Genomic DNA, 23,089 nt, shown 5'->3' with positions numbered 1-23,089 from the left:
AATCGTCCCCATAGTGACGTGCAGAACGCAATGAATTTTCATTTAGCCGCGACAGCAGGCGCTGCGGTTGGCTAAAATGGAAAGAATCATACTAACAACCTGTAAATAAAGGCGGAATCTGTGGAGTTTATATCTGTTTATGGCCTGTTTCTGGCCAAGGTCGCCACGGTGGTGCTCGCCATCGCCGCGTTGGCCATCCTGGCGGTCAGTCTGGGGCAACGCAAGAGCCGTCAGAAAGGGGAGCTGCAGTTGACCGATCTCGGTGAGCAGTATCGCGAAATGCAGCGCGATATGCGCCTGGCGCGTATGGATACTGCCGAGCAAAAGGTTTGGCTGAAACAGTTCAAGAAGCAGACCAAATCTGATGACAAATTGAAGAAGCAGCGCGCCAAATCCGGCGCGGTGGAAGTGGCCAAGCCGTGCCTGTACGTGTTGGACTTCAAGGGCAGCATGGATGCGCACGAGGTGACGTCGCTGCGCGAAGAGATCTCCGCGGTGCTGGCGGTGGCCTCGGCGCAGGATGAAGTCCTGCTGCGTCTGGAAAGCCCGGGCGGGGTGGTGCACGGCTACGGCCTGGCGGCTTCGCAGCTGGAGCGCTTGCGCAAAGGCGGCATCCGCCTGACGGTGGCGGTGGATAAAGTGGCGGCCAGCGGCGGCTACATGATGGCCTGCGTCGCGGATCGCATCGTGGCGGCGCCGTTCGCCATCATCGGTTCCATCGGCGTGGTGGCGCAGATCCCGAATTTCCACCGCCTGCTGAAGAAGAACGACATCGACGTGGAGCTGCATACCGCCGGGCAGTTTAAACGTACGCTGACGCTGTTCGGTGAAAATACCGAGCAGGGGCGCGAGAAGTTCCGCGAAGATCTGAACGAAACGCACGAGCTGTTCAAACGCTTCGTGCACGAGCAGCGCCCGTCGCTGGACATCGACAGCGTCGCCACCGGTGAGCACTGGTTCGGGACCCAGGCCAAAGAGAAAGGCCTGATCGACGCCATCGGCACCAGCGACGATTTGTTGATCGCCGAGTTGGATAACCACGAAGTGATCGCCGTGCGCTATGCGCGTCGTAAACGTTTGATGGATCGTTTCACCGGCAGCGCGGCGGAAAGCGTCGATCGTTTGCTGTTGCGCTGGTGGCAGCGCGGGGAAAAGCCGTTGTTGTAAGGCGAGAAGAGCAGGAATCAACGGGGGCCAGGCGCCCCCGTTTTGTTTTCTCAATCGACCAAATGGTATTTTTCCGAAAGCAGGTGAGCCAAATGTTTAAACATATTAAATACGGCGGTGGTTTTGGCGGTGGGCAATCCATCGGCATCTAAAAAGTATTCGCCGCGAAAAACTAAAACGCCGCTTTTTTGTTCAACGTCGGTGGCGATCATGCCGTGCAGATAATCTTCGTGTTGGCGGATGATGTTATTTGCTTCCGCCAGCAGGGCCTCGCGGCCGATAGGTGCAGTATTCTTGTGCATTTATTAGACTCCAAACAAAAAACGCTGCGCATATTCTAACGCCGGTTCGCTTTTATCCGCAAACCGACTAAGGTTTATTTGCCGTCTGGATGGCCATGGGCGGCGGCCGGTTGGCGAAATCTGCCTTTCCGTGCTAATTAGGTTGCGTGACGCTTTTTATCAGGTACAGTGTGGGATTTTGCGGCGTCGGGTGGAAGGTTTTGTTTACGCCATGAATAAAAATCACGCAGCCATACTTCTGGGGCATGGGTGAATAGCAGGCAGGATCAACAACTTGCGTTCAGGTTGAGCAGTTGGGCAACCAAAAGAAAAAAATCTGTTGATCTCTTGCCAGACTGCCGCAATATAAAAAAAGAGACACGAATTGCCGCGGCACGGCGAGATAAAAGACTTCTTTTTAGAAGAAATAAATTAGGTAAAGGTAAATATGGGTAAAGCTCTCGTAATAGTTGAGTCCCCGGCAAAAGCCAAAACTATTAATAAATATTTAGGAAGTGACTACGTGGTGAAGTCCAGCGTCGGTCATATCCGTGATTTGCCGACCAGTGGCTCAGCCAGCAAAAAGAGCGCTGACTCAACCGAAGACAAAGCCAAGAAAAAAGTTAAAAAAGATGAGAAGGCGGCGCTGGTAAATCGCATGGGCGTCGACCCTTACCACGGCTGGAAAGCGCATTATGAAATCCTGCCGGGTAAAGAAAAAGTGGTCGCCGAGTTAAAATCGTTGGCGGAAAACGCCGACCACATTTATCTCGCAACCGACCTTGACCGCGAAGGGGAAGCCATCGCCTGGCACCTGCGGGAAGTGATCGGTGGGGATGACAAACGCTTTAGCCGCGTGGTGTTTAACGAAATCACCAAAAACGCGATCCAACAGGCGTTCAAACAGCCGGGCGAGCTGAACATTGACCGCGTTAACGCGCAGCAGGCGCGCCGGTTTATGGACCGCGTGGTGGGCTATATGGTCTCGCCGCTGCTGTGGAAAAAAATCGCCCGCGGCCTGTCCGCCGGCCGCGTACAGTCGGTGGCGGTGCGTCTGGTGGTTGAGCGCGAACGCGACATCAAGGCGTTCGTGCCGGAAGAGTACTGGGAGCTGCATGCCGATCTGCTGGCGAAGGGTGAAACCGCGCTGCAGATGGAAGTGACCCATGCGCACGACAAACCGTTCAAGCCGGTCAACCGCGAGCAGACGCACGCCGCGGTCAAGCTGCTGGAAAAAGCCCGCTACACGGTGCTGGATCGCGAAGACAAACCGACCAGTAGCAAGCCGGGCGCGCCTTTCATTACCTCCACGCTGCAACAGGCCGCCAGCACCCGCCTGAGCTTCGGCGTGAAGAAAACCATGATGATGGCGCAACGGCTGTATGAAGCCGGCCATATTACCTATATGCGTACCGACTCCACCAACCTGAGCCAGGATGCGCTCAACATGGTGCGTGGCTACATCGGCGACAACTTCGGCGATAAATACCTGCCGAAAGCGCCGAATCAGTACAGCAGCAAAGAGAATTCGCAGGAAGCGCACGAAGCGATCCGTCCTTCGGACGTGAACGTGCTCGCCGAGCAGTTGAAAGACATGGAAGCGGACGCGCAGAAGCTGTATCAGCTGATCTGGCGCCAGTTCGTTGCCTGCCAGATGACGCCGGCGCAATACGATTCCACCACGCTGACGGTGAAAGCCGGCGATTATCAACTGCGCGCCAAGGGCCGTACGCTGCGCTTTGACGGCTGGACCAAGGTGATGCCGGCTCTGCGCAAAGGCGATGAAGATCGCACGTTGCCGTTCGTCGAAATCGGCAGCGAGCTGGATCTGCAGAAACTGATCCCGAGCCAGCACTTCACCAAGCCGCCGGCGCGCTACAGCGAAGCCTCGCTGGTGAAAGAGCTGGAGAAACGCGGCATCGGGCGTCCGTCCACTTACGCCTCCATCATCTCGACCATTCAGGATCGCGGTTATGTGCGGGTGGAAAGCCGCCGTTTCTATGCCGAGAAAATGGGTGAGATCGTCACCGATCGCCTGGAAGAAAACTTCCGCGAGCTGATGAACTATGACTTCACCGCCCGCATGGAAGACGGCCTCGATGAGGTCGCCAACAACCAGGCCGAGTGGAAAGCGGTGCTGGACGAATTCTTCGTTGATTTCAGCGAGCAGCTTGAAACGGCGGAGAAGGATCCGGAAGAAGGCGGCATGCGGCCTAACCAGATGGTGATGACCAGCATCGACTGCCCGACCTGCGGCCGCAAGATGGGCATCCGTACCGCCAGCACCGGGGTCTTCCTCGGCTGTTCCGGCTACGCGCTGCCGCCGAAGGAACGTTGCAAAACCACCATCAACCTGGTGCCGGAAGCGGAAGTGCTCAACATCCTCGAAGGCGACGACGCGGAAACCAACGCGCTGCGCGCCCGCCGCCGCTGCCAGAAATGCGGTACGGCGATGGACAGCTATCTGATCGACAACCAGCGCAAGCTGCACGTCTGCGGTAACAACCCGGCGTGTGACGGCTATGAGATCGAAGAGGGCGAGTTCCGTCTGAAAGGCTATGATGGCCCGGTGGTGGAGTGCGACAAGTGCGGCTCGGAAATGCACCTGAAAATGGGGCGTTTCGGCAAGTACATGGGCTGCACCAACGAGAACTGCAAAAACACCCGCAAGATCCTGCGTAACGGCGATGTCGCGCCGCCGAAGGAAGATCCGGTGCCGTTGCCGGAGCTGCCGTGCGAGAAGTCCGACGCCTATTTCGTGCTGCGTGACGGCGCTGCCGGCGTGTTCCTGGCGGCCAACACCTTCCCTAAATCGCGCGAGACCCGCGCGCCGCTGGTGGAAGAACTGGCTCGCTTCAAGGATCGTCTGCCGGAGAAACTGCGCTACCTGGCCGATGCGCCGGTGGCGGATGCCGAAGGCAACAAAACGCTGGTGCGTTTCAGCCGTAAAACCAAGCAGCAGTACGTCTCCTCTGAAAAAGACGGCAAGGCGACCGGTTGGTCCGCGTTCTACGTGGACGGCAAGTGGGTCGAAGGCAAGAAGTAAGGCCGATGTCCTGCCCGCAAGATGAAAAACCAGCCCTGGCGGCTGGTTTTTTTATTGGTGAAAAGGGGCAAACGGATCTATCCTTTGCTGTTTTTATCCCTCCGACACCGCCGTTTCACGTTGATACCCATGCAAAATAATCGTTATCATAGTGTGACGCGGATCTATACTTGAAGCTGCATCGTGGTATAGTGGTTATATAAAAAGTTTTTTTATTATTAAAGCTTATTAACAACGGCGTTTTCTTCACCATCAGGGTAGAACACGGGGTTTATGGCTTGTGAGTTTCAGCATACCGGGGCGACACCGATATACCTGGCTGCGGGTAAGCCGCAGTGTTTAACCTAGGATGGTATAAGATATGAAATTGCAGCAGCTTCGTTACATTGTGGAAGTGGTTAACCACAACCTGAATGTCTCCTCGACGGCAGAAGGGCTCTATACCTCTCAACCCGGCATCAGCAAACAGGTGCGCATGCTCGAAGATGAGCTGGGCATCCAGATTTTCGCCCGCAGCGGCAAGCACCTGACCCAGGTCACCCCGGCCGGCCAGGAAATCATTCGCATCGCGCGTGAAGTGCTGTCCAAGGTAGACGCCATCAAGGCCGTCGCCGGTGAACACACCTACCCGGACAAAGGCTCGCTGTACGTCGCCACCACGCATACCCAGGCTCGTTACGCCTTGCCTAACGTGATCAAAGGCTTCATTGAGCGTTACCCGCGTGTCTCGCTGCACATGCATCAGGGCTCGCCGACGCAGATCGCCGAAGCGGTCTCCAAGGGCACCGCAGATTTCGCCATCGCCACCGAAGCGCTGCACCTGTATGACGATCTTATCATGCTGCCGTGCTACCACTGGAACCGTGCGGTGGTGGTGAAGCCCGATCATCCTTTGGCGGGCAAAAGCAGCATCAGCATTGAAGAACTGGCGGCTTACCCGATCGTCACTTACACCTTCGGCTTTACCGGTCGCTCGGAGCTGGACACCGCCTTCAACCGCGCCGGCCTGACGCCGCGCATCGTCTTTACCGCCACTGACGCCGACGTGATTAAAACCTATGTGCGTTTGGGATTGGGGGTAGGGGTGATCGCCAGCATGGCGGTGGATCCGGTGCAGGATCCGGATCTGGTGACGGTGGATGCGCGCGATATCTTCACCTACAGCACCACTAAAATCGGCTTCCGCCGCAGCACCTTCCTGCGCAGCTACATGTACGACTTCATTCAGCGCTTCGCGCCGCACCTGACGCGCGACGTGGTCGACAGCGCAGTGGCGCTGCGCTCCAACGAAGAAATTGAAGCGATGTTCAAGGACATCAAGCTGCCGATTAAGTAATCGTTGACGATATCAAATCAAACCCGGTTAGGCGCCTGCTAAACCGGGTTTTTTTAGCCCGGAAACCCGCACCTTCCTTGTTTCTCAGGATCATCCTGAAAAGCCGCCGTCCTCTTTTCAACCCGTTAGCCTCTAAGTAGACTGCAAAACGTTCGGATAATTGAGTATGGAAATTCAACGTTATGCAGATATGCAGGCTTAACTACGCTGATTTATCGAGTGATTTCCAGATCCTTCGGGATGCGCTGCTAAGGCGTAGAAAGGTGAGAGTGCCTGGAGGTCGAGGGCTGATGGCGTACGGTCGTATAGATGTTCAAGGCGAGCCTGATTACAGTAAATGCGTGGTATCACAATGAAAAAAAGTCTCTGGATTGTTCTGTTCTTGTTGCTAACCTTTTTGTTGTTGCGCTACCTGCCAGACGGAATTTTCGACAGCTTCGTTTCCAACAACATAGAAATTAGCGGTGATGGTGAAATAGGGATGAATAGTTTCGACTCGGCTGTCATTGCCATTAAATTGGGTGTCTCTGCTATCATTGCTGCAGTTGTGCTCACAGTATGTCGCCGCCTGGTGCGCAAACCCCGCTAAAGCCGCGAGATTTTCGCTGCCAAAACGCCGCCTCGTTGCGGCGTTTTCGTTGACGCGTGGCCTAACCCCTTGGCTGCGCTCGCACTTCCTTCTTCTTGATTGTTCTCACCTATCGCTGTGATCAAATCGTGTTGTTATCAAAACGTTAACTTATCTTTGTGGTATCTTTAAACAAGACCTCACTGATTACCCTGTTTTAATCACAATAAGAAATGGAGGAGCTATGTCGTCCGATCTTCGTGAAACAAGTCTGGATAAGCTGGTTGCGCTGAATAGCGAATATTACTACTACAGTCTGCCGCTGGCGGCGAAGCAGCTGGGTGATATCGACCGGTTGCCGAAATCAATGAAAGTGCTGTTGGAGAACCTGCTGCGCCATGTGGATGGCGATACCGTGCAGGTTGACGACCTCAAGGCCATCGTCGCCTGGTTACAAACCGGCCATGCTGACCGTGAGATCGCCTACCGTCCGGCGCGCGTGCTGATGCAGGATTTTACCGGCGTTCCGGCGGTGGTGGATCTGGCGGCGATGCGTGAAGCGGTGCGGCGGCTGGGCGGCAATGTCGACCAGGTGAACCCGCTGTCGCCGGTGGATCTGGTGATTGACCACTCGGTTACCGTCGATGAATTCGGCGATGACAACGCCTTCGAAGACAACGTGCGTATCGAAATGCAGCGCAACCACGAGCGCTACACCTTCCTGCGCTGGGGGCAGAAAGCCTTCAACCGTTTCCGCGTGGTGCCGCCGGGCACCGGCATCTGCCACCAGGTCAACCTCGAATACCTCGGCCAAACGGTGTGGCACAGTGACGAAAGCGGTCGCCGCGTGGCCTATCCGGATACGCTGGTGGGCACCGATTCCCACACCACCATGATCAACGGCCTGGGCATTCTCGGCTGGGGCGTCGGCGGTATCGAAGCGGAAGCGGCGATGCTGGGCCAGCCGGTGTCGATGCTGATCCCGGACGTCGTCGGCTTTAAGCTGACCGGCAAGCTCCGCGAGGGCATTACCGCCACCGACCTGGTGCTGACGGTCACCCAAATGCTGCGTAAGCACGGCGTTGTCGGCAAGTTCGTCGAGTTTTACGGCGACGGCCTGGCCGATCTGCCGTTGGCGGACCGGGCGACCATCGCCAACATGTCGCCGGAGTTCGGCGCCACCTGCGGTTTCTTCCCGGTAGATGACGTCACGCTCGGCTACATGAAACTCAGCGGCCGCAGCGCCGAACAAATCGCGCTGGTGGAAGCCTACGCCAAGGCGCAGGGCATGTGGCGCAACCCGGGGGATGAGCCGGTATTCACCAGCTCGCTGGCGCTGGATATGTCGACGGTCGAGGCCAGCCTCGCCGGGCCGAAACGCCCGCAGGATCGCGTCGCGCTGCCGAATGTGCCGCAGGCGTTCAAGGCCGCGACCGAGCTGGATATCGGCGGCCACAAGACCAAGGCAGACAGCAAACCCTTTACGCTGGATGGGCAGCAGCACGAACTGCGCGACGGCGCGGTGGTGATCGCGGCGATCACCTCCTGCACCAACACCTCCAACCCGAGCGTGATGATGGCGGCCGGCCTGCTGGCGAAAAACGCCGTCAAGAAAGGGCTGAGCAGCAAGCCTTGGGTAAAAACGTCGTTGGCGCCGGGTTCCAAAGTGGTGACCGACTACTTCGACAGCGCCAAGCTCACCGCTTATCTGGAAGAACTGGGGTTCAACCTGGTGGGATATGGCTGTACCACCTGTATCGGCAACTCCGGGCCGCTGCCGGATCCTATCGAGCAGGCGATCAAAGAGGGCGATCTGACCGTGGGCGCGGTGCTGTCGGGCAACCGTAACTTCGAAGGGCGCATCCACCCGCTGGTGAAAACCAACTGGCTGGCTTCACCGCCGCTGGTCGTGGCGTATGCGTTGGCGGGCAGCATGAAGATCGATCTGACCAAAGAGCCGCTGGGCGAGGGCAATGACGGTCAACCGGTCTACCTGAAGGACATCTGGCCGAGCAGCCAGGACATTGCTCAGGCGGTGGAAGAAGTGCGCACCGAGATGTTCCACAAAGAATACGGCGAAGTGTTCGATGGCGACGCCAACTGGCAGGCGATCCAGGTGACCGGTTCGGCGACCTATCAATGGCAGGAGGATTCTACCTATATCCGCCATCCTCCGTTTTTCAGCACCATGAAGGTGAAGCCGGATCCGGTGCAGGACATCAAGGACGCGCGCATTCTGGCGATTCTGGCCGATTCGGTGACCACCGACCACATCTCGCCGGCGGGCAACATCAAGCGCGACAGCCCGGCGGGGCGTTACCTGAGCGAGCACGGCGTGGCGCCGCAGGATTTTAACTCCTACGGTTCGCGCCGCGGTAACCACGAAGTGATGATGCGCGGCACCTTTGCCAACATCCGCATCCGCAACGAAATGGTGCCGGGCGTGGAGGGGGGCTATACCCGCCATATTCCGTCGCAGCAGCAACTGTCTATCTACGACGCCGCCATGCAGTACCAGCAGGAGCAAGTGCCGCTGGCGGTGATCGCCGGTAAAGAGTACGGTTCCGGCTCCAGCCGCGACTGGGCGGCGAAAGGGCCGCGCCTGCTGGGCGTGCGGGTGGTGATCGCCGAATCCTTCGAGCGTATTCACCGCTCCAACCTGATAGGCATGGGCATTTTGCCGCTGGAGTTCCCGCAGGGCGTGACGCGCAAAACGCTGGGGCTGACCGGGGACGAGCAGATCAGCGTCGGCGGCCTGCAACAGCTGCAGCCGGGCCAGACGGTGCCGGTACATATCACCTATGCCGACGGGCGCAAGGAGGTGATCGACACTCGTTGCCGCATCGATACCGGCAATGAGCTGACCTACTACGAAAACGACGGCATCCTGCACTACGTAATCAGGAAAATGCTGTAAATCGGGCAGTAAAAAGGGCGCCGCAAGGCGCCCTGATTGTTTTCACCGTGGCGGCGATCACTTCTGGTCGAGCAAATGGTCCATTTTGGCGGCCTTGGTGGCCAGATAGTGTTCGTTCTTCGGATTGCGGCCGACGATCAGCGGCACGCGCTCGCTGATATTGATACCGGCTTCGGTCAGGATCTCGACCTTTTTCGGGTTGTTGGTCAGCAAGCGCACCGCGTCGACGCCCAGCAGTTTGAACATGTCGGCGCACAGGGTGAAGTCGCGTTCGTCGGCGGCGAAGCCGAGCTGATGGTTGGCTTCCACGGTGTCTGCGCCCTTATCCTGCAGGGCATAGGCGCGGATCTTGTTCAACAGGCCGATATTGCGGCCCTCCTGGCGATGATAAAGCAGGATGCCGCGGCCTTCTTCGGCGATCTGCTCCAGCGCGGCTTCCAGCTGAAAACCGCAGTCGCAGCGCAGGCTGAACAACGCGTCGCCGGTCAGACATTCGGAATGCACGCGTGCGAGCACCGGCGCTTCACCGGAAATATCACCGAATACCAGCGCCAGATGATCGTGCCCGGTCGCCAGTTCTTCGAATCCTACCATCAGGAAATCGCCCCAAGGTGTCGGCAGTTTAGCCTCTGCCACCCGTTTAAGCTGCATGTCACTCTCCACAAAAACCTACGATTCAATCATTGTCGCGCATCCTAAGTCCGGTCAGTGCATTGACCAAGACTAAAACGTGCTACGCCGATCTCTATTTCGTTAATTATCGGCTATTTTGCCACAACTTCTTGCCGGGCGGTGCTCAGCAAACCAGCAGATGGCGTTTTCTGGCCACCTATTATTGCGATAGGTTGTCTATCTGTTTAATTTTTCGCGTGTTATCAATATTGCACTCTTGTTACACTGCAGCCTGATTCACGCAGAGGAAAACGGGAATGTATGAGATAGCAAAACGCACGGCGGGCGGCGCGTTGCTGCTGCTGTTGATGCCGCTGGCGGTCTGGGTATCCGGCTGGCACTGGCAACCCGGCGGCAATGACCGGCTGCTGAAAGCGCTGTACTGGGTGACCGAAACCGTGACCTCGCCGTGGGGCATTCTGACCAGCGCGATCCTCTGCGGTTGGTTTTTGTGGTGCCTGCGCTTTCGGCTGAAGCCGGCCATCGGTCTGGCGATGCTGCTTTTCGCCGCGCTGTTGATTGGGCAGGGCGTGAAGTCGTTGATCAAGGATCGGGTGCAAGAGCCGCGTCCTTTCGTGGTGTGGTTGGAGCAAACCCACGGCGTGGACGGCAAGTATTTCTACTCGCTGCAGCGCAAAGAGCGCAGCGCGCTGGTGCGCGAGCAACTGCAAGACCAGACGCTGGTGCCGGGCTGGCTGCGCAAGCACTGGCAGTTTGAAACCGGCTTTGCTTTTCCGTCGGGGCACACCATGTTCGCCGCCACCTGGGCGCTATTGGGCGTAGGGCTGCTGTGGCCGCGCCGCCATTACAAAACCGTCGCGATCCTGATGGTGTGGGCGGCCGGGGTAATGGGCAGCCGCTTGCTGCTGGGCATGCACTGGCCGCGCGATCTGGCAATGGCCACGTTGATCAGTTGGTTGCTGGTGGTGATCACCTGCTGGCTGGCGCAGCGCTGGTTCGGTCCTCTGACGCCGCCGCCGCAAGAGCAGCAGGAAATCGCGGCGCGCAAGCCGGAATAATCACTTCTTTCACAGGCGCCGTTCAGGCGCCTGCCACCAAGACCTTAACGCCTACCTTTTCAAATGCCTGCATGGCGGCATCGCTAATTCCGTTGTCGGTAATCAAATAGTCGATATGCTGCCAGTCACAAGGCAGCGCAAACATTGAAACTTTATCGATCTTGCTGGAGTCGGCCACCACATACACCGTGTTGGCTGCATTGATCATCGCCATTTTCAGTTTGATGTCGGTTTCGCTTGGGAAACTGAGCCCGTGGCGGGGCGAGATGCAGGCCGTCGCGAGGAACAGTTTTTGCGCCAGCACGTTTTCGAAGAAATTGGCGGCTTTGTCCCCGGAGGTGGAGAGCGTCGGAAATTTGAATGAGCCCCCGGTCAGCAAAATATTCACGCCCGGTTCGCCGCCCAGCTGCAGCGCAATATTGACGCCGGTGGTGATAACGGACAGTTTCTTTATGTGATTCAGGTGATTGGCGATAGCCGTGGTGGTGGTGCCCGAATCAAGAATGATGGTGTCGCCGGGTTCGATAAAACCGGCGGCGAGTTTGCCGATGCGATCTTTGGCGGTCAGGTTAACCTGGCGTTCCAGTAGCATGGCATGAGTATTTTGCTTGCCATCAACCAGGGTTGCACCGCCGTGGAAGCGCTGCACATAGCCTTGCTGCTGCAGGACGCGCAGATCGGTGCGAATGGTCGCCTCGGTCAGCTTGAAGGTATCGGTAAGCATTTTGACCGTCGCCGAGCCGTCTTCGCGGATCATGTCGAGGATCTTTTCGCGCCGTTGCTGCATTTCCGCCAACTGCTCGCTTTTGCTTTTCAATCGAAAGACTCCTGCACCTGTCAGTTCCCGCCGCGCGGTTTGCCACGGCCACTCCTTATTGATGCGCTGAATTTTAGCTCGCGATTATTGATAAAGCCACGGATAAACCCAGTTAAGCAGCATTGATTTTTATTCGAAAATCATTGGCATCCGATGAAATCAACGGTAAAAACTAAATTAAAGCAGCTGGATTATTTTTATCGTGTTGTTATTTGTTGGTTTTTATCGGTATGAGTGTTGTCTGGTAAGCGCTTTTGTTTGAAATTTGATCTTGCCCACATTAATTATCGTTTTTGCTGCATATGATTTCCATTCGAAAATCAATGATGGGTTAACGGATCGTTTTTGATGCGATAACGATAATCAAGGCGCTTAAGTAGAGGTGACGATGGACTTTCAGGCGATTAAAAATACGGCACGCCAGGCGCGCCGACATGTGGTGACCATGAACCATAAGGCAGGCAAGGGTCATACCGGCGCCGATCTGTCGGAAATCGACATCATCTGCACTTTGTATATGGCAGTGATGGATCGCAGCAATGCCCGGCCCGATCAGGATCGGTTCATTTTGTCTAAAGGGCACGGCGCCGGCGGTTTTTACTGCAGCTGTGCGGCAATGGGCTTGCTCGATCCGGCGGTGCTCGATCAGTTCATGGGCGACGACACCTTGTTGGCCGGGCATCCGGTGCGGCAGAAGTTGCCGGAGCTGGTGGAGATTAACTCCGGCGGTTTGGGGCATGGGCTGCCGATCGCCGTGGGGTTGGCGCTGGGCAATAAGCTGGCAGGGCGTGGGCATCGCCGCGCTTTCGTACTGCTGGGCGACGGCGAGCTGGCGGAGGGATCCAACTGGGAGGCGGCAATGGCGGCCAGCAAATTCAAGCTGGATAACCTGATCGCCATCGTCGATCGCAACCGGCTGCAGCTGGCGGGCAAGACGGAGGAGATCATGCCGCTGGAACCGCTGGCGGAAAAATGGCGCGCTTTCGGTTTCGAAACCGTGGAATGTGACGGGCACGATCCGGCGGCGCTGGTGGCGGCGATCCAACTTCCGAGCCAGGACAAACCGCGAGTGATTTTGGCCAATACCGAAAAGGGGCACGGCGTGTCGTTTATGGCTAACGTTGCCGCCTGGCATCACGCGGTACCGGACGAACAACAGCTGGCGCAGGCGCTGGCGGAACTGGAGGGGTAAACATGCAGGACTTACGCGATGCGGTGGTGACGGCGTTGATCGAACAGCAACGGGCGGGTGCAGATCTGAGCGTGATGGTGGCGGATTCCACGTCCACGTCAAAAATCGCGCCCTTTGAGCAGGCTTATCCGGAGCGGGTAGTGAACGTCGGTATCGCCGAACAGAACATGGTTGGCATGGCTGCCGGCATGGCGCTCAGCGGCCGTACGGTCTTTACCGCCAACGCGGCACCTTTCCTGTTCGCTCGTTCAAACGAACAGATGAAAAACGATGTTTGCTACACGGAGACCAACGTGAAAATGCTTGGCCTGAATGCCGGATTTGGTTACGGGCCACTGGGGGCGACGCACCACTGCATGAACGATATCGCCATCGCCCGTACGTTGGGCAATCTCAGCGTCTATGCGCCGGCGGATGCACGGCAAGCGGCAGAGATTGTCCGTCATGTCATCGCGCAACCCGGTCCGGCCTATATCCGCATGGACAGTGACAAGCTGCCGGTGTTGAACGCGGATTACCAATTCCGTCCGGGAGAGCCGGAGGTGTTGCACCAGGGGGAAGATAGCCTGGTGTTCTGTTTGGGCACGGTGGCTCATGAGGCGATGAAGGTGCTGGCATTGGGCGATAACCCGACCATTGTCTCTCTCCCTTCGCTCTGGCCGCTCAATGAGGAGGCGGTGGTGGCGTTGATGCGCTCGCACCGCCGGGTGCTGACTATGGAGGAGCATGCGCTCAGCGGTGGTTTAGGCACCATCATCGGTGAATTGTTGCTGCGGTATCAGCTGCCGCGGCCGTTTACCGCGCTGGGCGTGCCGGCTTACGAATTTACCCACAGCAGCAGCCGGGCGGCGCTGCGGCGGCAATATGCCATCGACGCTGCAGGATTGCATGCTCAGTTAACTCAATAGGGGGAAGCGATGGAGCGGAACGAGTATGACGTTAATTTACGCTACGGAGTAGATAGCGGACTGTCGCTGACGGGGAAGGTTGCGGTGATTACCGGCGGTTTGGGCGGCATCGCGATGGCCGCCAATCGCTTGCTGTTGGAAAAAGGCGCGCGTTTGGTGTTGATGTACCCGGCTTTTGAACAAGACAAGGCGACGGCGGCGCTGCGGGAATTAGGTGAAGAGCAGGTACTTTGCCAGGTTTGCGACGTGACGGATCCTGACTCGGTGGCCGCCGCTTTCACTGCGGCTCAACGGCGCTTTGGCCGCCTCGATATTTTGGTCAACTGCGCTGGCTACGTCAATCTGCAGCCGGCGACGGAGGTCACGCTCGAGGAGTGGCAGCGTCATTTGGCGGTCAACCTCACCGGACCTTTTCTATGCTCGCAGGCGTTGGCGCGTCGCGCGATAGCCGCCGGTCACGGAGGGAAAATCATCAACATCGCGTCGCAGGCGGCCTCTATCGCCATTGACGAACACTGTGCCTATACCTCCGCCAAGGCGGGGCTGCTGGGCATGACCAAGGTGATGGCCAAAGAATGGGCGCCGCATGGCATTACGGTCAACACGTTATCGCCCACCGTGGTGCTGACGCCTATGGGAGAGAAAGCCTGGCGCGGCGAGAAGGGCGAGGCGATGAAAAAGCTGATCCCGCTGGGGCGTTTTGCTTATACCGACGAAATTGCGGCGGCGATCCTGTTTTTTGCCAGCAACGGCAGCGACATGATTACCGGCGCGGACCTGATGATCGACGGCGGTTTTACCATTTGGTAAGCGGCAACCGCGGCGATCGCCAACACCAGACGATGTTCAACACAACGATAAGAGAACACCATCATGAAAAAAATAGCCACTTACCTCACTTTGCTTACCGGTTTTGCCTGCGCCACTGCCATGGCGGCGGAAAAAGGCACAATCGCCATTCTCGTCAACTCGCTGGATAACCCTTATTACTCCGCGGAAGCCAAGGGAGCCGAGGCCAAAGCCAAGTCTCTCGGCTACCAGACGCTGGTGCTGTCGCACGGCGAAGACGTCAAGCGCCAGGGGGAGCTCATCAGCCTGGTTATCGGCCGCAAGGTTCAGGGCATCATTTTGGATAACGCCGATTCCCAGGCCAGCGTCGCCGCCGTGCAGCAGGCGAAAAACGCCGGCATTCCGGTGGTGCTGATCAACCGTGAGATCCCGGTCGATGGCGTAGCGCTGGCGCAGATCACCCATAACAACTTCCAGGCCGGATCGGACGTCGCCAATCAGTTTGTGGAAAAAATGGGGGAGACCGGTAAATACGCCGAACTGACCTGTAACCTGGCGGACAATAACTGCGTCACACGTTCGCAATCGTTCCATAACGTGATCGACCAATACCCGGAGATGGTCAGCGTGGCGCGCCAAGACGCCAAGGGCAATCTGCTGGAAGGGAAGCGCATTATGGACAGCATCCTGCAGGCGCATCCGGACATTAAAGGCGTGATCTGCGGCAATGGTCCGGTCGCGCTGGGCGCAGTGGCGGCGCTGAAGGCCGCCGGCAGACAGGATGTCACCGTGGTGGGGATCGACGGCAGCAACGATGAGCGCGATGCCATTCTTAACGGCAGCCTCTACGCCAGCGTGATGCTGCAGGCGCAGGCGATTGCCGCGCAGGGCGTCGAGATCCTGGATGGCTACTTCCAATCCGGCAGCTATACCGGCAAGGAGCGCGTGATGTTCCGCGGCATCCTGATAGGCAAAGACAATGCGCAGCGAGTCAATGACTTCAACTTTAAACAGTAATCCGCGCTGAGCGGCGTCTTTCACCACCCCGTCCTGGCGGCGGGGTGCGATCGGAGGTGTTGTTATGTCGATGCGTATTGCGTTGACCGTCATCGTCGTTCTGGCGTTGAGCGGTTGCCGTATCGTCTCGGAGAAAAAGCTGGCGGCGCTTCGCTCCCCGGTGAATCCACATGTGGCGCAGGCGGCGGAGATTTACCGCAGCAAAATCGCCCCGCAAGCGGTCAAAACGGCGCAGCCGCTGGGTGAACTGCTCGCCCGGATCGCCCAGGCCAAGGATTTCAACAGCGCTTGCGGCCTGCTTGGGTACCGTGCTCAACCGGAGTTTCCTTGTTACTTCAACGTTAAGGTCAGCGGTGAAGTCGCGGCGGTCAACACCCGTTCACGCAGCGGAAAATTAACGCTCAAACTGACCGATGCGCCGCTCAGCAGCGTGGAGGTGCAGATCGGGCCGGTCTACCGCGGTACGGCGTTACGCGACAGCTATCGCGGCCTGAGCTACAGCGATTTCAATGACCAAGCGCTGTTCGGCGATTTTGCCAGGGCGATTAACCAGGCTTCGATCGACGAACTGGCCGGATCCCAGCCCAAGGTGGGTGACCACATTACCGTGTATGGCGTATTCAGCAGCTGGCAGGCACCTGCCGAGCCGCTGTTGATCACGCCGGTGCGCATTCAACCTTAAGGGGGCGTGATGAGCGATCCGATCATTATTCAAACGCGCAACGTTTCGCGCCTCTATCCGGGCGTCACCGCGTTGGATAGCGTGAGTTATCAAGTGTTTCGCAATCAGGTCAACGTACTGATCGGCGAGAATGGCGCCGGCAAGTCGACCATGATGAAGCTGCTGGCGGGGGTGGAAACCCCGTCCTCCGGCACTATCGAGCTGGAGGGGAAAGCGGTGACGTTAACCTCCACGCAGCAGGCGGAGCGGCTCGGGATCAGCATTATTTTTCAGGAGCTGAACCTGTTCCCCAACATGTCGGTCATGGACAACATTTTTATGGCCAACGAGTTCTTCCAGCGCGGCCGTATCAATGTGGACTATCAGTATCAGCTGGCCAAGTCCTTGCTGCAGCGGCTGGAGTTGGATATCGATCCGCATACGCCGTTGGGCAGCCTCGGTATCGGTCATCAGCAACTGGTTGAAATTGCCCGTGCCCTGGCGAAGGACACCCGGGTGCTGATCATGGATGAGCCGACGTCGGCGCTGAGTCAGGCCGAAGTGCGCACGCTGTTTCGGGTGATCGCCGATCTGAAAAAACGCGGCGTCACCATCATCTACATTTCTCACCGACTGGAAGAGCTGATGGAGATTGGCGACCGCATCACGGTGTTTCGCGACGGGCGTTTTGTTGCCGCCGAACCGGTCAGTAACGTCAGCATTCCGTGGATCATCGAAAAGATGGTGGGTGAAAAGAGCAAGCACTTCGATTATTGCGCGGCAGAACAAGGGGATGAAGTGCTGAAGGTCGAACAGCTGACGCTGCCGCGTGAAAACGGCGGCTATTGCCTTAACGACGTCAGTTTTTCACTGCGCAAAGGGGAAGTGATCGGCATTTATGGCCTGTTGGGGGCCGGCCGTACCGAACTGTTCAAAGTGCTCAACGGCGTGATGCGCCAGACGGCAGGTCGCATTTTGCTCAACGGCAAAAGCGTGGAGCGGCTGGGATTCCGTCAACGCATGGCGTTGGGCATGGCGCTGGTGCCGGAAGACAGGCAGGCGGAGGGGTTGGTGCAGATGATGTCGATCAAGGCCAACATGACCCTGGCCAGCCTGGGACGTAATGCGCTACGGCCGTTGGCATCGGCCGGGGAGTGTACGTTGGTCGATGGCATGATCGAAAAACTGGCGATCAAGGTCAGTGACCGGGAGCTGCCAATTACCAGCCTGAGCGGCGGCAATCAGCAGAAAGTGGTGTTGGGCAAGGCGCTGCTGACCGGGCCGCAGGTGGTGTTTCTTGATGAGCCGACGCGCGGAATTGACGTCGGTGCCAAAACGGACGTTTACCACCTGATTGGCGCGATGGCGCGCCAGGGGCTGGCGGTGATGTTCTCTTCGTCGGAGCTGGATGAGGTGGTCTCGCTGGCCGACCGGGTGATGGTGATGGCGGACGGGCAGCTGACAGCCGATCTGCCGCGCGAACGGGCCGATCGCGAAACGCTGATCCGCGCCTCAACCCCTCATGCATAAGGATAAGGCAATGCAAACCAAGTATCGGTTGTATATGTATTTGCTGCAGGCGCGCACCTTCATCGCCCTGTTGCTGGTGGTGCTGTTCTTCAGCAGCATGGTGCCGAATTTTCTGACCGTCTCTAATCTGCTGATCATGACGCAGCACGTGGCGATTACCGGGCTGCTGGCGGTTGGCATGACGCTGGTGATCCTCACCGGCGGCATCGACTTGTCGGTCGGCGCGGTGGCGGGTTTGTGCGGGATGATTGCCGGTGCGCTATTGACCGTCGGTATCCCGCTGTGGGATGGCAATCGGCTGTTTCTCAACGTTTTTGAAGTGATCGGCGCGGTGGCGCTGTTGGGCGTGTTGTTGGGGTTGATCAACGGCACGCTGATCACGCGGCTCGGCGTTGCGCCATTCATCTGCACCCTGGGGGCGATGTACGTGGCGCGTGGGGCGGCGTTGCTGACGGCGGACGGCAAAACCTATCCCAATCTGGTGGGCATGGAGGCGTTGGGCAACACCGGTTTCGCTGCCCTGGGGTCTGGCACCTTCCTGGGAATTTACAACCCGATTTGGCTGATGTTAGCCATCGTGTTGTTGGGGATCTATCTCACCAAGAAAACGCCGCTGGGCCGTTATATCTATGCCATTGGCGGCAATGAGCCGGCGGCGCGGCTGTCGGGGGTGCCGATTGTCAAAGTGAAAATGTTCGTCTATGCGTTTTCCGGGCTGTGTGCGGCGCTGGTGGGGCTGGTCATCGCTTCTCAATTGCAGACCGCGCACCCGATGACCGGCAATATGTTCGAAATGGACGCCATCGGCGCGACGGTGCTGGGCGGTACGGCGCTCAGCGGTGGTCGCGGCAGGGTATTCGGTTCGATCATCGGCGCCTTTGTGATCGTTTTTCTGGCGGACGGCTTGGTGATGATGGGCGTCAGCGAGTTCTGGCAAATGGTGATTAAAGGGCTGGTGATCGTCACCGCCGTGGTGATTGACCAGTTCCAGCAGCGTTTGCAAAGCAAGGTCATTCTGATGCAGCGCCAGGAAAAAAAAGCGGTGCAGCCGCTGGCTGAGGTGAGCCATGGTTAAAGCGGACTGCATTGTCGCGTTGGACGAGGGCACCAGCAACGCCAAGGCCGTGGTGGTGGATGCACAGGGTACGATCGTCGCCAGGGCCAGCAGGCCACTGACGTTGCAGACGCCGCAGCCCGGTTGGGTGGAGCAACGGGGCGAGACCTTGCTGGCGGCCTCTCTGGCGGTATTGCGGGAGGCTATTGCGTTGGCCGGAGCATCCCGCATTGCCGGTATCGCCATCAGCAACCAGCGTGAAACCGCCATCGGCTGGCGTCGCGCTGACGGCCAACCGATCGGCCCGGCTCTGACCTGGCAATGCGCGCGTTCCACCGATTTCTGCGAACGGCTGCGCCGCGATCGGCAGGAGGAAGCGGTGCGCCGCGCCACCGGTTTGCCGCTTTCACCGTTGTTCTCGGCGTCGAAAATGCGCTGGTTGCTCGATCACTGCGAAGAGGGACAGCGGTTGGCGGAGAACGGCGAACTGTGCCTGGGCACCATCGATGCCTGGTTGTTGTGGCAGTTGAGTGGGGGGCGGGCATTCGGCTGTGATGTCTCCAATGCCGCCCGAACTCAACTGCTGAATCTCGCTTCCGGGGAGTGGGACGAAGAGATGCTGGCGCTGTTCAATATTCCCCGTCAGGCGCTGCCGACAATCCATCCTTCCAGCCATCTGTTCGGCACGACGTTGGGATTGGAAGGCATTGCCGACGGCATTCCAATTGCTGCGATGGTAGGGGATTCCCATGCGGCGCTTTATGGCCATGCGCTGGGTCAGGCTGGGCAGGTCAAAGCCACCTATGGCACAGGATCATCGGTGATGGCGCCAATCGCCGAAGCGCAATGCGATACGAGCGCTCTGGCAACGACCATCGCCTGGCATGACGGTGGACGCATGCAGTACGCACTGGAGGGCAATATTCCCCACACCGGCGACGCTATCGCCTGGATGCTGGATGTCGCCGCCATACCGTCGGAGGGCGAAGCGCCGTTGAGTGAACTGCCTGTTCGCGTGCCCGACAGCGGTGGCGTCTATTTTGTACCGGCGCTGACCGGTGCCGGCGCACCCTGGTGGGATGAGCAAGCGCGCGGCGTGATTTGCGGGCTCAGCCGCGGCACGCGGCGAGAACATTTGGTGCGGGCCGCTTTTGAATCGGTGGCTTATCAAATCGCCGATGTGATCGGCGTACTGCGGCAACAACCGGGTTTTGCGCTGCAGGGGCTGATGGCAGACGGCGGCCCCAGCCGCAATGACTGGCTGATGCAGTTTCAGGCCGATCTGCTGGGTTGCCCGGTGTGGCGCAGCAACACGGCGGAACTGTCGGCCCTGGGGGCGGCTTTGATGGCGATGCGCAGCCTGTGGGGAGCTACCGATCGGCAACTGGCGGCACTGTTGCCTCAACATGATGAGTTTAAACCCGATATGCAGCGCCACCGGCAGCTGCAGGAAAACTACAGCGCGTGGCGGCAGGCGGTACAGCGCACCTTATGGCGGCCGCAGACGGCCTCATTGATGACAGGAGAACAATCATGAATCGTGACTTCACGGGGAAAACCGTGGTGATTACCGGCGCATGCCGCGGCATTGGGGCCGGTATCGCCGAGCGTTTCGCCAGTTTGGGCGCCAATTTGGCGATCGCGTCGAATGCAGAGCGCATTCTGACCACGGCGGAAACGCTGCGCCAGCGTTATCGGGCTGAGGTGATGCCGGTCATCCTCGACGTAACCGATGAAGCACAGGTGGTTGATTTTTATCGTCAGGTCTGGGAGCGATTTGGCGCGATCGACGTTTCCATTCAGAACGCCGGGGTGATCACTATCGATCGTTTTGACCAGATGCCCAAAAGCGATTTTGAGAAAGTGCTGGCGGTAAATACCACGGCGGTCTGGCTCTGCTGCCGGGAGGCGGCTAAATATATGGTCGGCCAGCGCAAGGGGCGCCTGATCAACACCTCTTCCGGTCAGGGGCGTAACGGGTTTATTTATACGCCGCATTACGCCGCCAGCAAAATGGGGGTGATCGGCATTACGCAGAGTTTAGCGCTTGAGCTGGCGCCACATGGCATCACGGTCAATGCATTCTGCCCCGGTATCATTGAAAGCGAGATGTGGGAATATAACGACCGCGTTTGGGGAGAAATTCTCAGCGGCCCGGAAAAAGCTTACGGCAAAGGGGAGTTGATGGCCGAGTGGGTGGCGGGCATTCCGCTCAAGCGTGCCGGTCAGCCCGAGGATGTGGCGGGTCTGGTGGCCTTCCTTGCTTCGGACGATGCCGATTATATCACCGGCCAAACCATCAATGTGGATGGCGGGTTAATCATGTCATAGCGTGACGATGTCACAAAAAGCGCGGCGCCAGATCGGCGCCGCATTAACCGCTTACATTTTCCCGCCATTGCAATCCGCGCCGTCGCCCCCATATCCTTATAAATTCGACGTTTTGAGAAGCTTTCTCATCAATTTGTTCGTTAAAGCCGTTTACTGCCGAATATGCCAGCAGATATGTGGTTTTATCGTGCCGCAGGGTTTCCCTGCCGCAACGGGAAATGCTAACTTAAGGGTCAGGGACGCCACGTTTTGGCATCGTTCATCCGATTCACTCGGCATCGCGGGAAAGAATGTGAAATATTTGCTGATTTTTTTGTTGGTTCTGGTGATCTTCGTGATTTCCGTCACCTTGGGTGCGCATAACGATCAGGTGGTCAATTTTAACTATCTGGTTGCGCAGGGCGATTATCGCGTATCGACCCTGTTGGCCACGCTGTTTGGCGCCGGTTTCATTCTCGGCTGGATCATTTGCGGTCTGTTCTATCTGCGTACGCGCATTGCGCTGGGCCGCGCCGAGCGCAAGATCAAAAGGCTGGAGCTGCAGCTTGAGCAGCCCGCTGAACCGGCGGCTCAGGCCGTTGTCAGCAAGGAATAACCCTCTATGTTAGAACTGCTGTTTCTGTTGCTGCCCGTGGCTGCCGCGTACGGTTGGTACATGGGGCGCAGAAGCGCTCAGCAGGATAAACAGCAAGAAGCCAACCGCCTGTCGCGTGAATACGTGGCAGGGGTGAACTTTCTGCTTTCAAACCAGCAGGATAAGGCGGTCGATCTGTTCCTCGACATGTTGAAAGAGGACAGCAACACCGTTGAGGCCCACCTGACGTTGGGCAACCTGTTCCGCTCGCGCGGCGAAGTCGATCGCGCTATCCGCATCCATCAGGCCTTGATGGAAAGCGCTTCCCTGACCTTTGAGCAGCGCCTGTTGGCGGTGCAGCAGCTGGGCCGTGACTATATGGCCGCCGGGCTTTACGACCGCGCGGAAGACATGTTCAGCCAGTTGACTGACGAAGCGGATTTCCGCGTCTCGGCGCTGCAGCAACTGCTGGTGATCCATCAGGCGACCAGCGACTGGCAGAAAGCGATCGACGTGGCGGAAAAGTTGGTCAAGCTGGGCAAAGAGAAACAACGCGTCGAGATCGCGCACTTTTATTGTGAACTGGCGCTGCAGGCGATGGGCAGCGACGATCTCGATCGGGCGATGAGCCTGCTCAAGCGTGCGGACGCGGCCGATAAACAGTGCGCGCGCGTGTCCATCATGTTCGGGCGCATTTACATGGCGCAAAACGACTACGCCAAAGCGGCAGAGTCGCTGCAGCGCGTACTGAGCCAGGATAAAGAGCTGGTCAGCGAAACGCTGCCGATGCTGCAGGAATGCTACCGGCACCTGCCGGAACAGCAGCACAACTGGGCTGATTTCCTGAAGCGCTGCGTGGAAGAGAACACCGGCGCAACCGCCGATCTGATGCTGGCCGAAATCATCGAGCAGCACGAAGGGCGCGACGTGGTGCAGGTCTATATCAACCGTCAGCTGCAGCGTCACCCCACTATGCGGGTGTTTTATCGGCTGATGGATTATCACCTGGCGGACGCTGAAGACGGCCGTGCGAAAGAGAGTCTGCTGTTGTTGCGCGATATGGTCGGTGAGCAAATTCGCACCAAGCCGCGTTACCGCTGCCACAAATGTGGCTTCACGGCGCACTCGCTCTATTGGCATTGTCCGTCGTGTCGCGCCTGGTCATCGGTTAAACCGATCCGCGGTCTGGACGGACAATAGCGCGGCGGTG

21 protein-coding genes are annotated in these 23,089 nt (G+C 58.0%); 18 read left to right on the top strand and 3 right to left on the bottom strand.

Annotation, left to right across the window (positions count from 1 at the left end; all coding sequences use genetic code 11):
- Positions 1-120 precede the first annotated feature (120 nt).
- The gene (gene sohB / locus EDY99_RS10295; RefSeq protein WP_033650242.1) at positions 121-1,167 is read left to right on the top strand and encodes a protease SohB; all 1,047 of its coding nucleotides are present in this window, start codon (positions 121-123) and stop codon (positions 1,165-1,167) included.
- A 50-nt stretch (positions 1,168-1,217) separates the two neighbouring features.
- Here sohB and EDY99_RS10290 read toward each other — a convergent pair whose 3' ends face one another.
- Positions 1,218-1,469 (bottom strand): YciN family protein, encoded by a 252-nt coding sequence (locus EDY99_RS10290; RefSeq protein WP_033650243.1) that lies wholly within the window; start codon positions 1,467-1,469, stop codon positions 1,218-1,220.
- Between the two features lie 427 nt (positions 1,470-1,896).
- Here EDY99_RS10290 and topA point away from each other — a divergent pair, with 427 nt between their 5' ends.
- The 5 genes from topA (at position 1,897) to acnA (ending at position 9,315) form a co-directional block, all read left to right on the top strand.
- Positions 1,897-4,494: a type I DNA topoisomerase gene (gene topA, locus EDY99_RS10285; RefSeq protein ID WP_015378045.1), complete on the top strand. Its 2,598-nt coding sequence runs from the start codon at positions 1,897-1,899 to the stop codon at positions 4,492-4,494.
- A gap of 5 nt (positions 4,495-4,499) precedes the next feature.
- The gene (locus EDY99_RS24900; protein ID WP_255201708.1) at positions 4,500-4,634 is read left to right on the top strand and encodes a hypothetical protein; all 135 of its coding nucleotides are present in this window, start codon (positions 4,500-4,502) and stop codon (positions 4,632-4,634) included.
- A gap of 221 nt (positions 4,635-4,855) precedes the next feature.
- On the top strand, positions 4,856-5,830 hold the full coding sequence (gene cysB / locus EDY99_RS10280; RefSeq protein ID WP_004930690.1) for an HTH-type transcriptional regulator CysB: 975 nt from the start codon (positions 4,856-4,858) through the stop codon (positions 5,828-5,830).
- 352 nt (positions 5,831-6,182) lie between these two features.
- Positions 6,183-6,419 (top strand): hypothetical protein, encoded by a 237-nt coding sequence (locus tag EDY99_RS10270; protein WP_050440103.1) that lies wholly within the window; start codon positions 6,183-6,185, stop codon positions 6,417-6,419.
- Positions 6,420-6,642: 223 nt separating this feature from the next.
- Positions 6,643-9,315: an aconitate hydratase AcnA gene (gene acnA / locus EDY99_RS10265; RefSeq protein ID WP_033650245.1), complete on the top strand. Its 2,673-nt coding sequence runs from the start codon at positions 6,643-6,645 to the stop codon at positions 9,313-9,315.
- A gap of 57 nt (positions 9,316-9,372) precedes the next feature.
- On the opposite strand, the gene ribA is transcribed toward acnA, so the two are convergent.
- Positions 9,373-9,966 (bottom strand): GTP cyclohydrolase II, encoded by a 594-nt coding sequence (gene ribA, locus EDY99_RS10260; RefSeq protein WP_123061734.1) that lies wholly within the window; start codon positions 9,964-9,966, stop codon positions 9,373-9,375.
- 278 nt (positions 9,967-10,244) lie between these two features.
- Between ribA and pgpB the strand changes: the two genes are divergently transcribed.
- On the top strand, positions 10,245-11,006 hold the full coding sequence (gene pgpB / locus EDY99_RS10255) for a phosphatidylglycerophosphatase B (protein ID WP_033650246.1): 762 nt from the start codon (positions 10,245-10,247) through the stop codon (positions 11,004-11,006).
- Between the two features lie 22 nt (positions 11,007-11,028).
- On the opposite strand, the gene EDY99_RS10250 is transcribed toward pgpB, so the two are convergent.
- Complete coding sequence (locus tag EDY99_RS10250) at positions 11,029-11,823, bottom strand: DeoR/GlpR family DNA-binding transcription regulator (RefSeq protein WP_072627559.1); 795 nt, start codon at positions 11,821-11,823, stop codon at positions 11,029-11,031.
- Positions 11,824-12,211: 388 nt separating this feature from the next.
- On the opposite strand from EDY99_RS10250, the gene EDY99_RS10245 reads away from it, so the two are divergent.
- From EDY99_RS10245 to lapB, 11 genes are all read left to right on the top strand, one after another.
- Complete coding sequence (locus EDY99_RS10245; protein WP_047574978.1) at positions 12,212-13,015, top strand: transketolase; 804 nt, start codon at positions 12,212-12,214, stop codon at positions 13,013-13,015.
- A 2-nt stretch (positions 13,016-13,017) separates the two neighbouring features.
- Positions 13,018-13,923, top strand: a complete 906-nt coding sequence (locus tag EDY99_RS10240; RefSeq protein ID WP_033650249.1) for a transketolase family protein — start codon at positions 13,018-13,020, stop codon at positions 13,921-13,923.
- Positions 13,924-13,932: 9 nt separating this feature from the next.
- A complete protein-coding gene (locus tag EDY99_RS10235) occupies positions 13,933-14,733 on the top strand; it encodes a GolD/DthD family dehydrogenase (protein WP_033650250.1) in 801 nt (266 codons plus the stop codon).
- A 63-nt stretch (positions 14,734-14,796) separates the two neighbouring features.
- Positions 14,797-15,729, top strand: coding sequence for a D-ribose ABC transporter substrate-binding protein (locus EDY99_RS10230; RefSeq protein ID WP_033650252.1), 933 nt, complete (start codon positions 14,797-14,799; stop codon positions 15,727-15,729).
- A 64-nt stretch (positions 15,730-15,793) separates the two neighbouring features.
- A complete protein-coding gene (locus EDY99_RS10225) occupies positions 15,794-16,411 on the top strand; it encodes a DUF2291 family protein (protein WP_033650253.1) in 618 nt (205 codons plus the stop codon).
- A gap of 9 nt (positions 16,412-16,420) precedes the next feature.
- The gene (locus tag EDY99_RS10220) at positions 16,421-17,920 is read left to right on the top strand and encodes a sugar ABC transporter ATP-binding protein (RefSeq protein WP_046898951.1); all 1,500 of its coding nucleotides are present in this window, start codon (positions 16,421-16,423) and stop codon (positions 17,918-17,920) included.
- A gap of 10 nt (positions 17,921-17,930) precedes the next feature.
- Positions 17,931-18,995 carry an ABC transporter permease gene (locus EDY99_RS10215; protein WP_033650255.1) on the top strand — a complete coding sequence of 355 codons (1,065 nt, stop codon included), beginning with the start codon at positions 17,931-17,933 and terminating at the stop codon, positions 18,993-18,995.
- Positions 18,988-20,511 (top strand): FGGY family carbohydrate kinase, encoded by a 1,524-nt coding sequence (locus EDY99_RS10210; protein WP_123061733.1) that lies wholly within the window; start codon positions 18,988-18,990, stop codon positions 20,509-20,511. The genes EDY99_RS10215 and EDY99_RS10210 overlap by 8 nt, the downstream gene beginning before the upstream one ends.
- The gene (locus tag EDY99_RS10205) at positions 20,508-21,305 is read left to right on the top strand and encodes an SDR family oxidoreductase (RefSeq protein ID WP_060660646.1); all 798 of its coding nucleotides are present in this window, start codon (positions 20,508-20,510) and stop codon (positions 21,303-21,305) included. Before EDY99_RS10210 ends, EDY99_RS10205 begins: the two co-directional genes overlap by 4 nt.
- 292 nt (positions 21,306-21,597) lie before the next feature.
- Complete coding sequence (locus tag EDY99_RS10200) at positions 21,598-21,900, top strand: LapA family protein (protein WP_033643257.1); 303 nt, start codon at positions 21,598-21,600, stop codon at positions 21,898-21,900.
- Between the two features lie 6 nt (positions 21,901-21,906).
- A complete protein-coding gene (gene lapB / locus EDY99_RS10195) occupies positions 21,907-23,079 on the top strand; it encodes a lipopolysaccharide assembly protein LapB (RefSeq protein WP_019452693.1) in 1,173 nt (390 codons plus the stop codon).
- Positions 23,080-23,089 lie beyond the last annotated feature (10 nt).

It is taken from the genome of Serratia sp. LS-1 (genome assembly GCF_003719595.1).
Taxonomy (GTDB): domain Bacteria; phylum Pseudomonadota; class Gammaproteobacteria; order Enterobacterales; family Enterobacteriaceae; genus Serratia; species Serratia ureilytica.
This window is presented reverse-complemented; position numbering and strand designations above follow the sequence as displayed.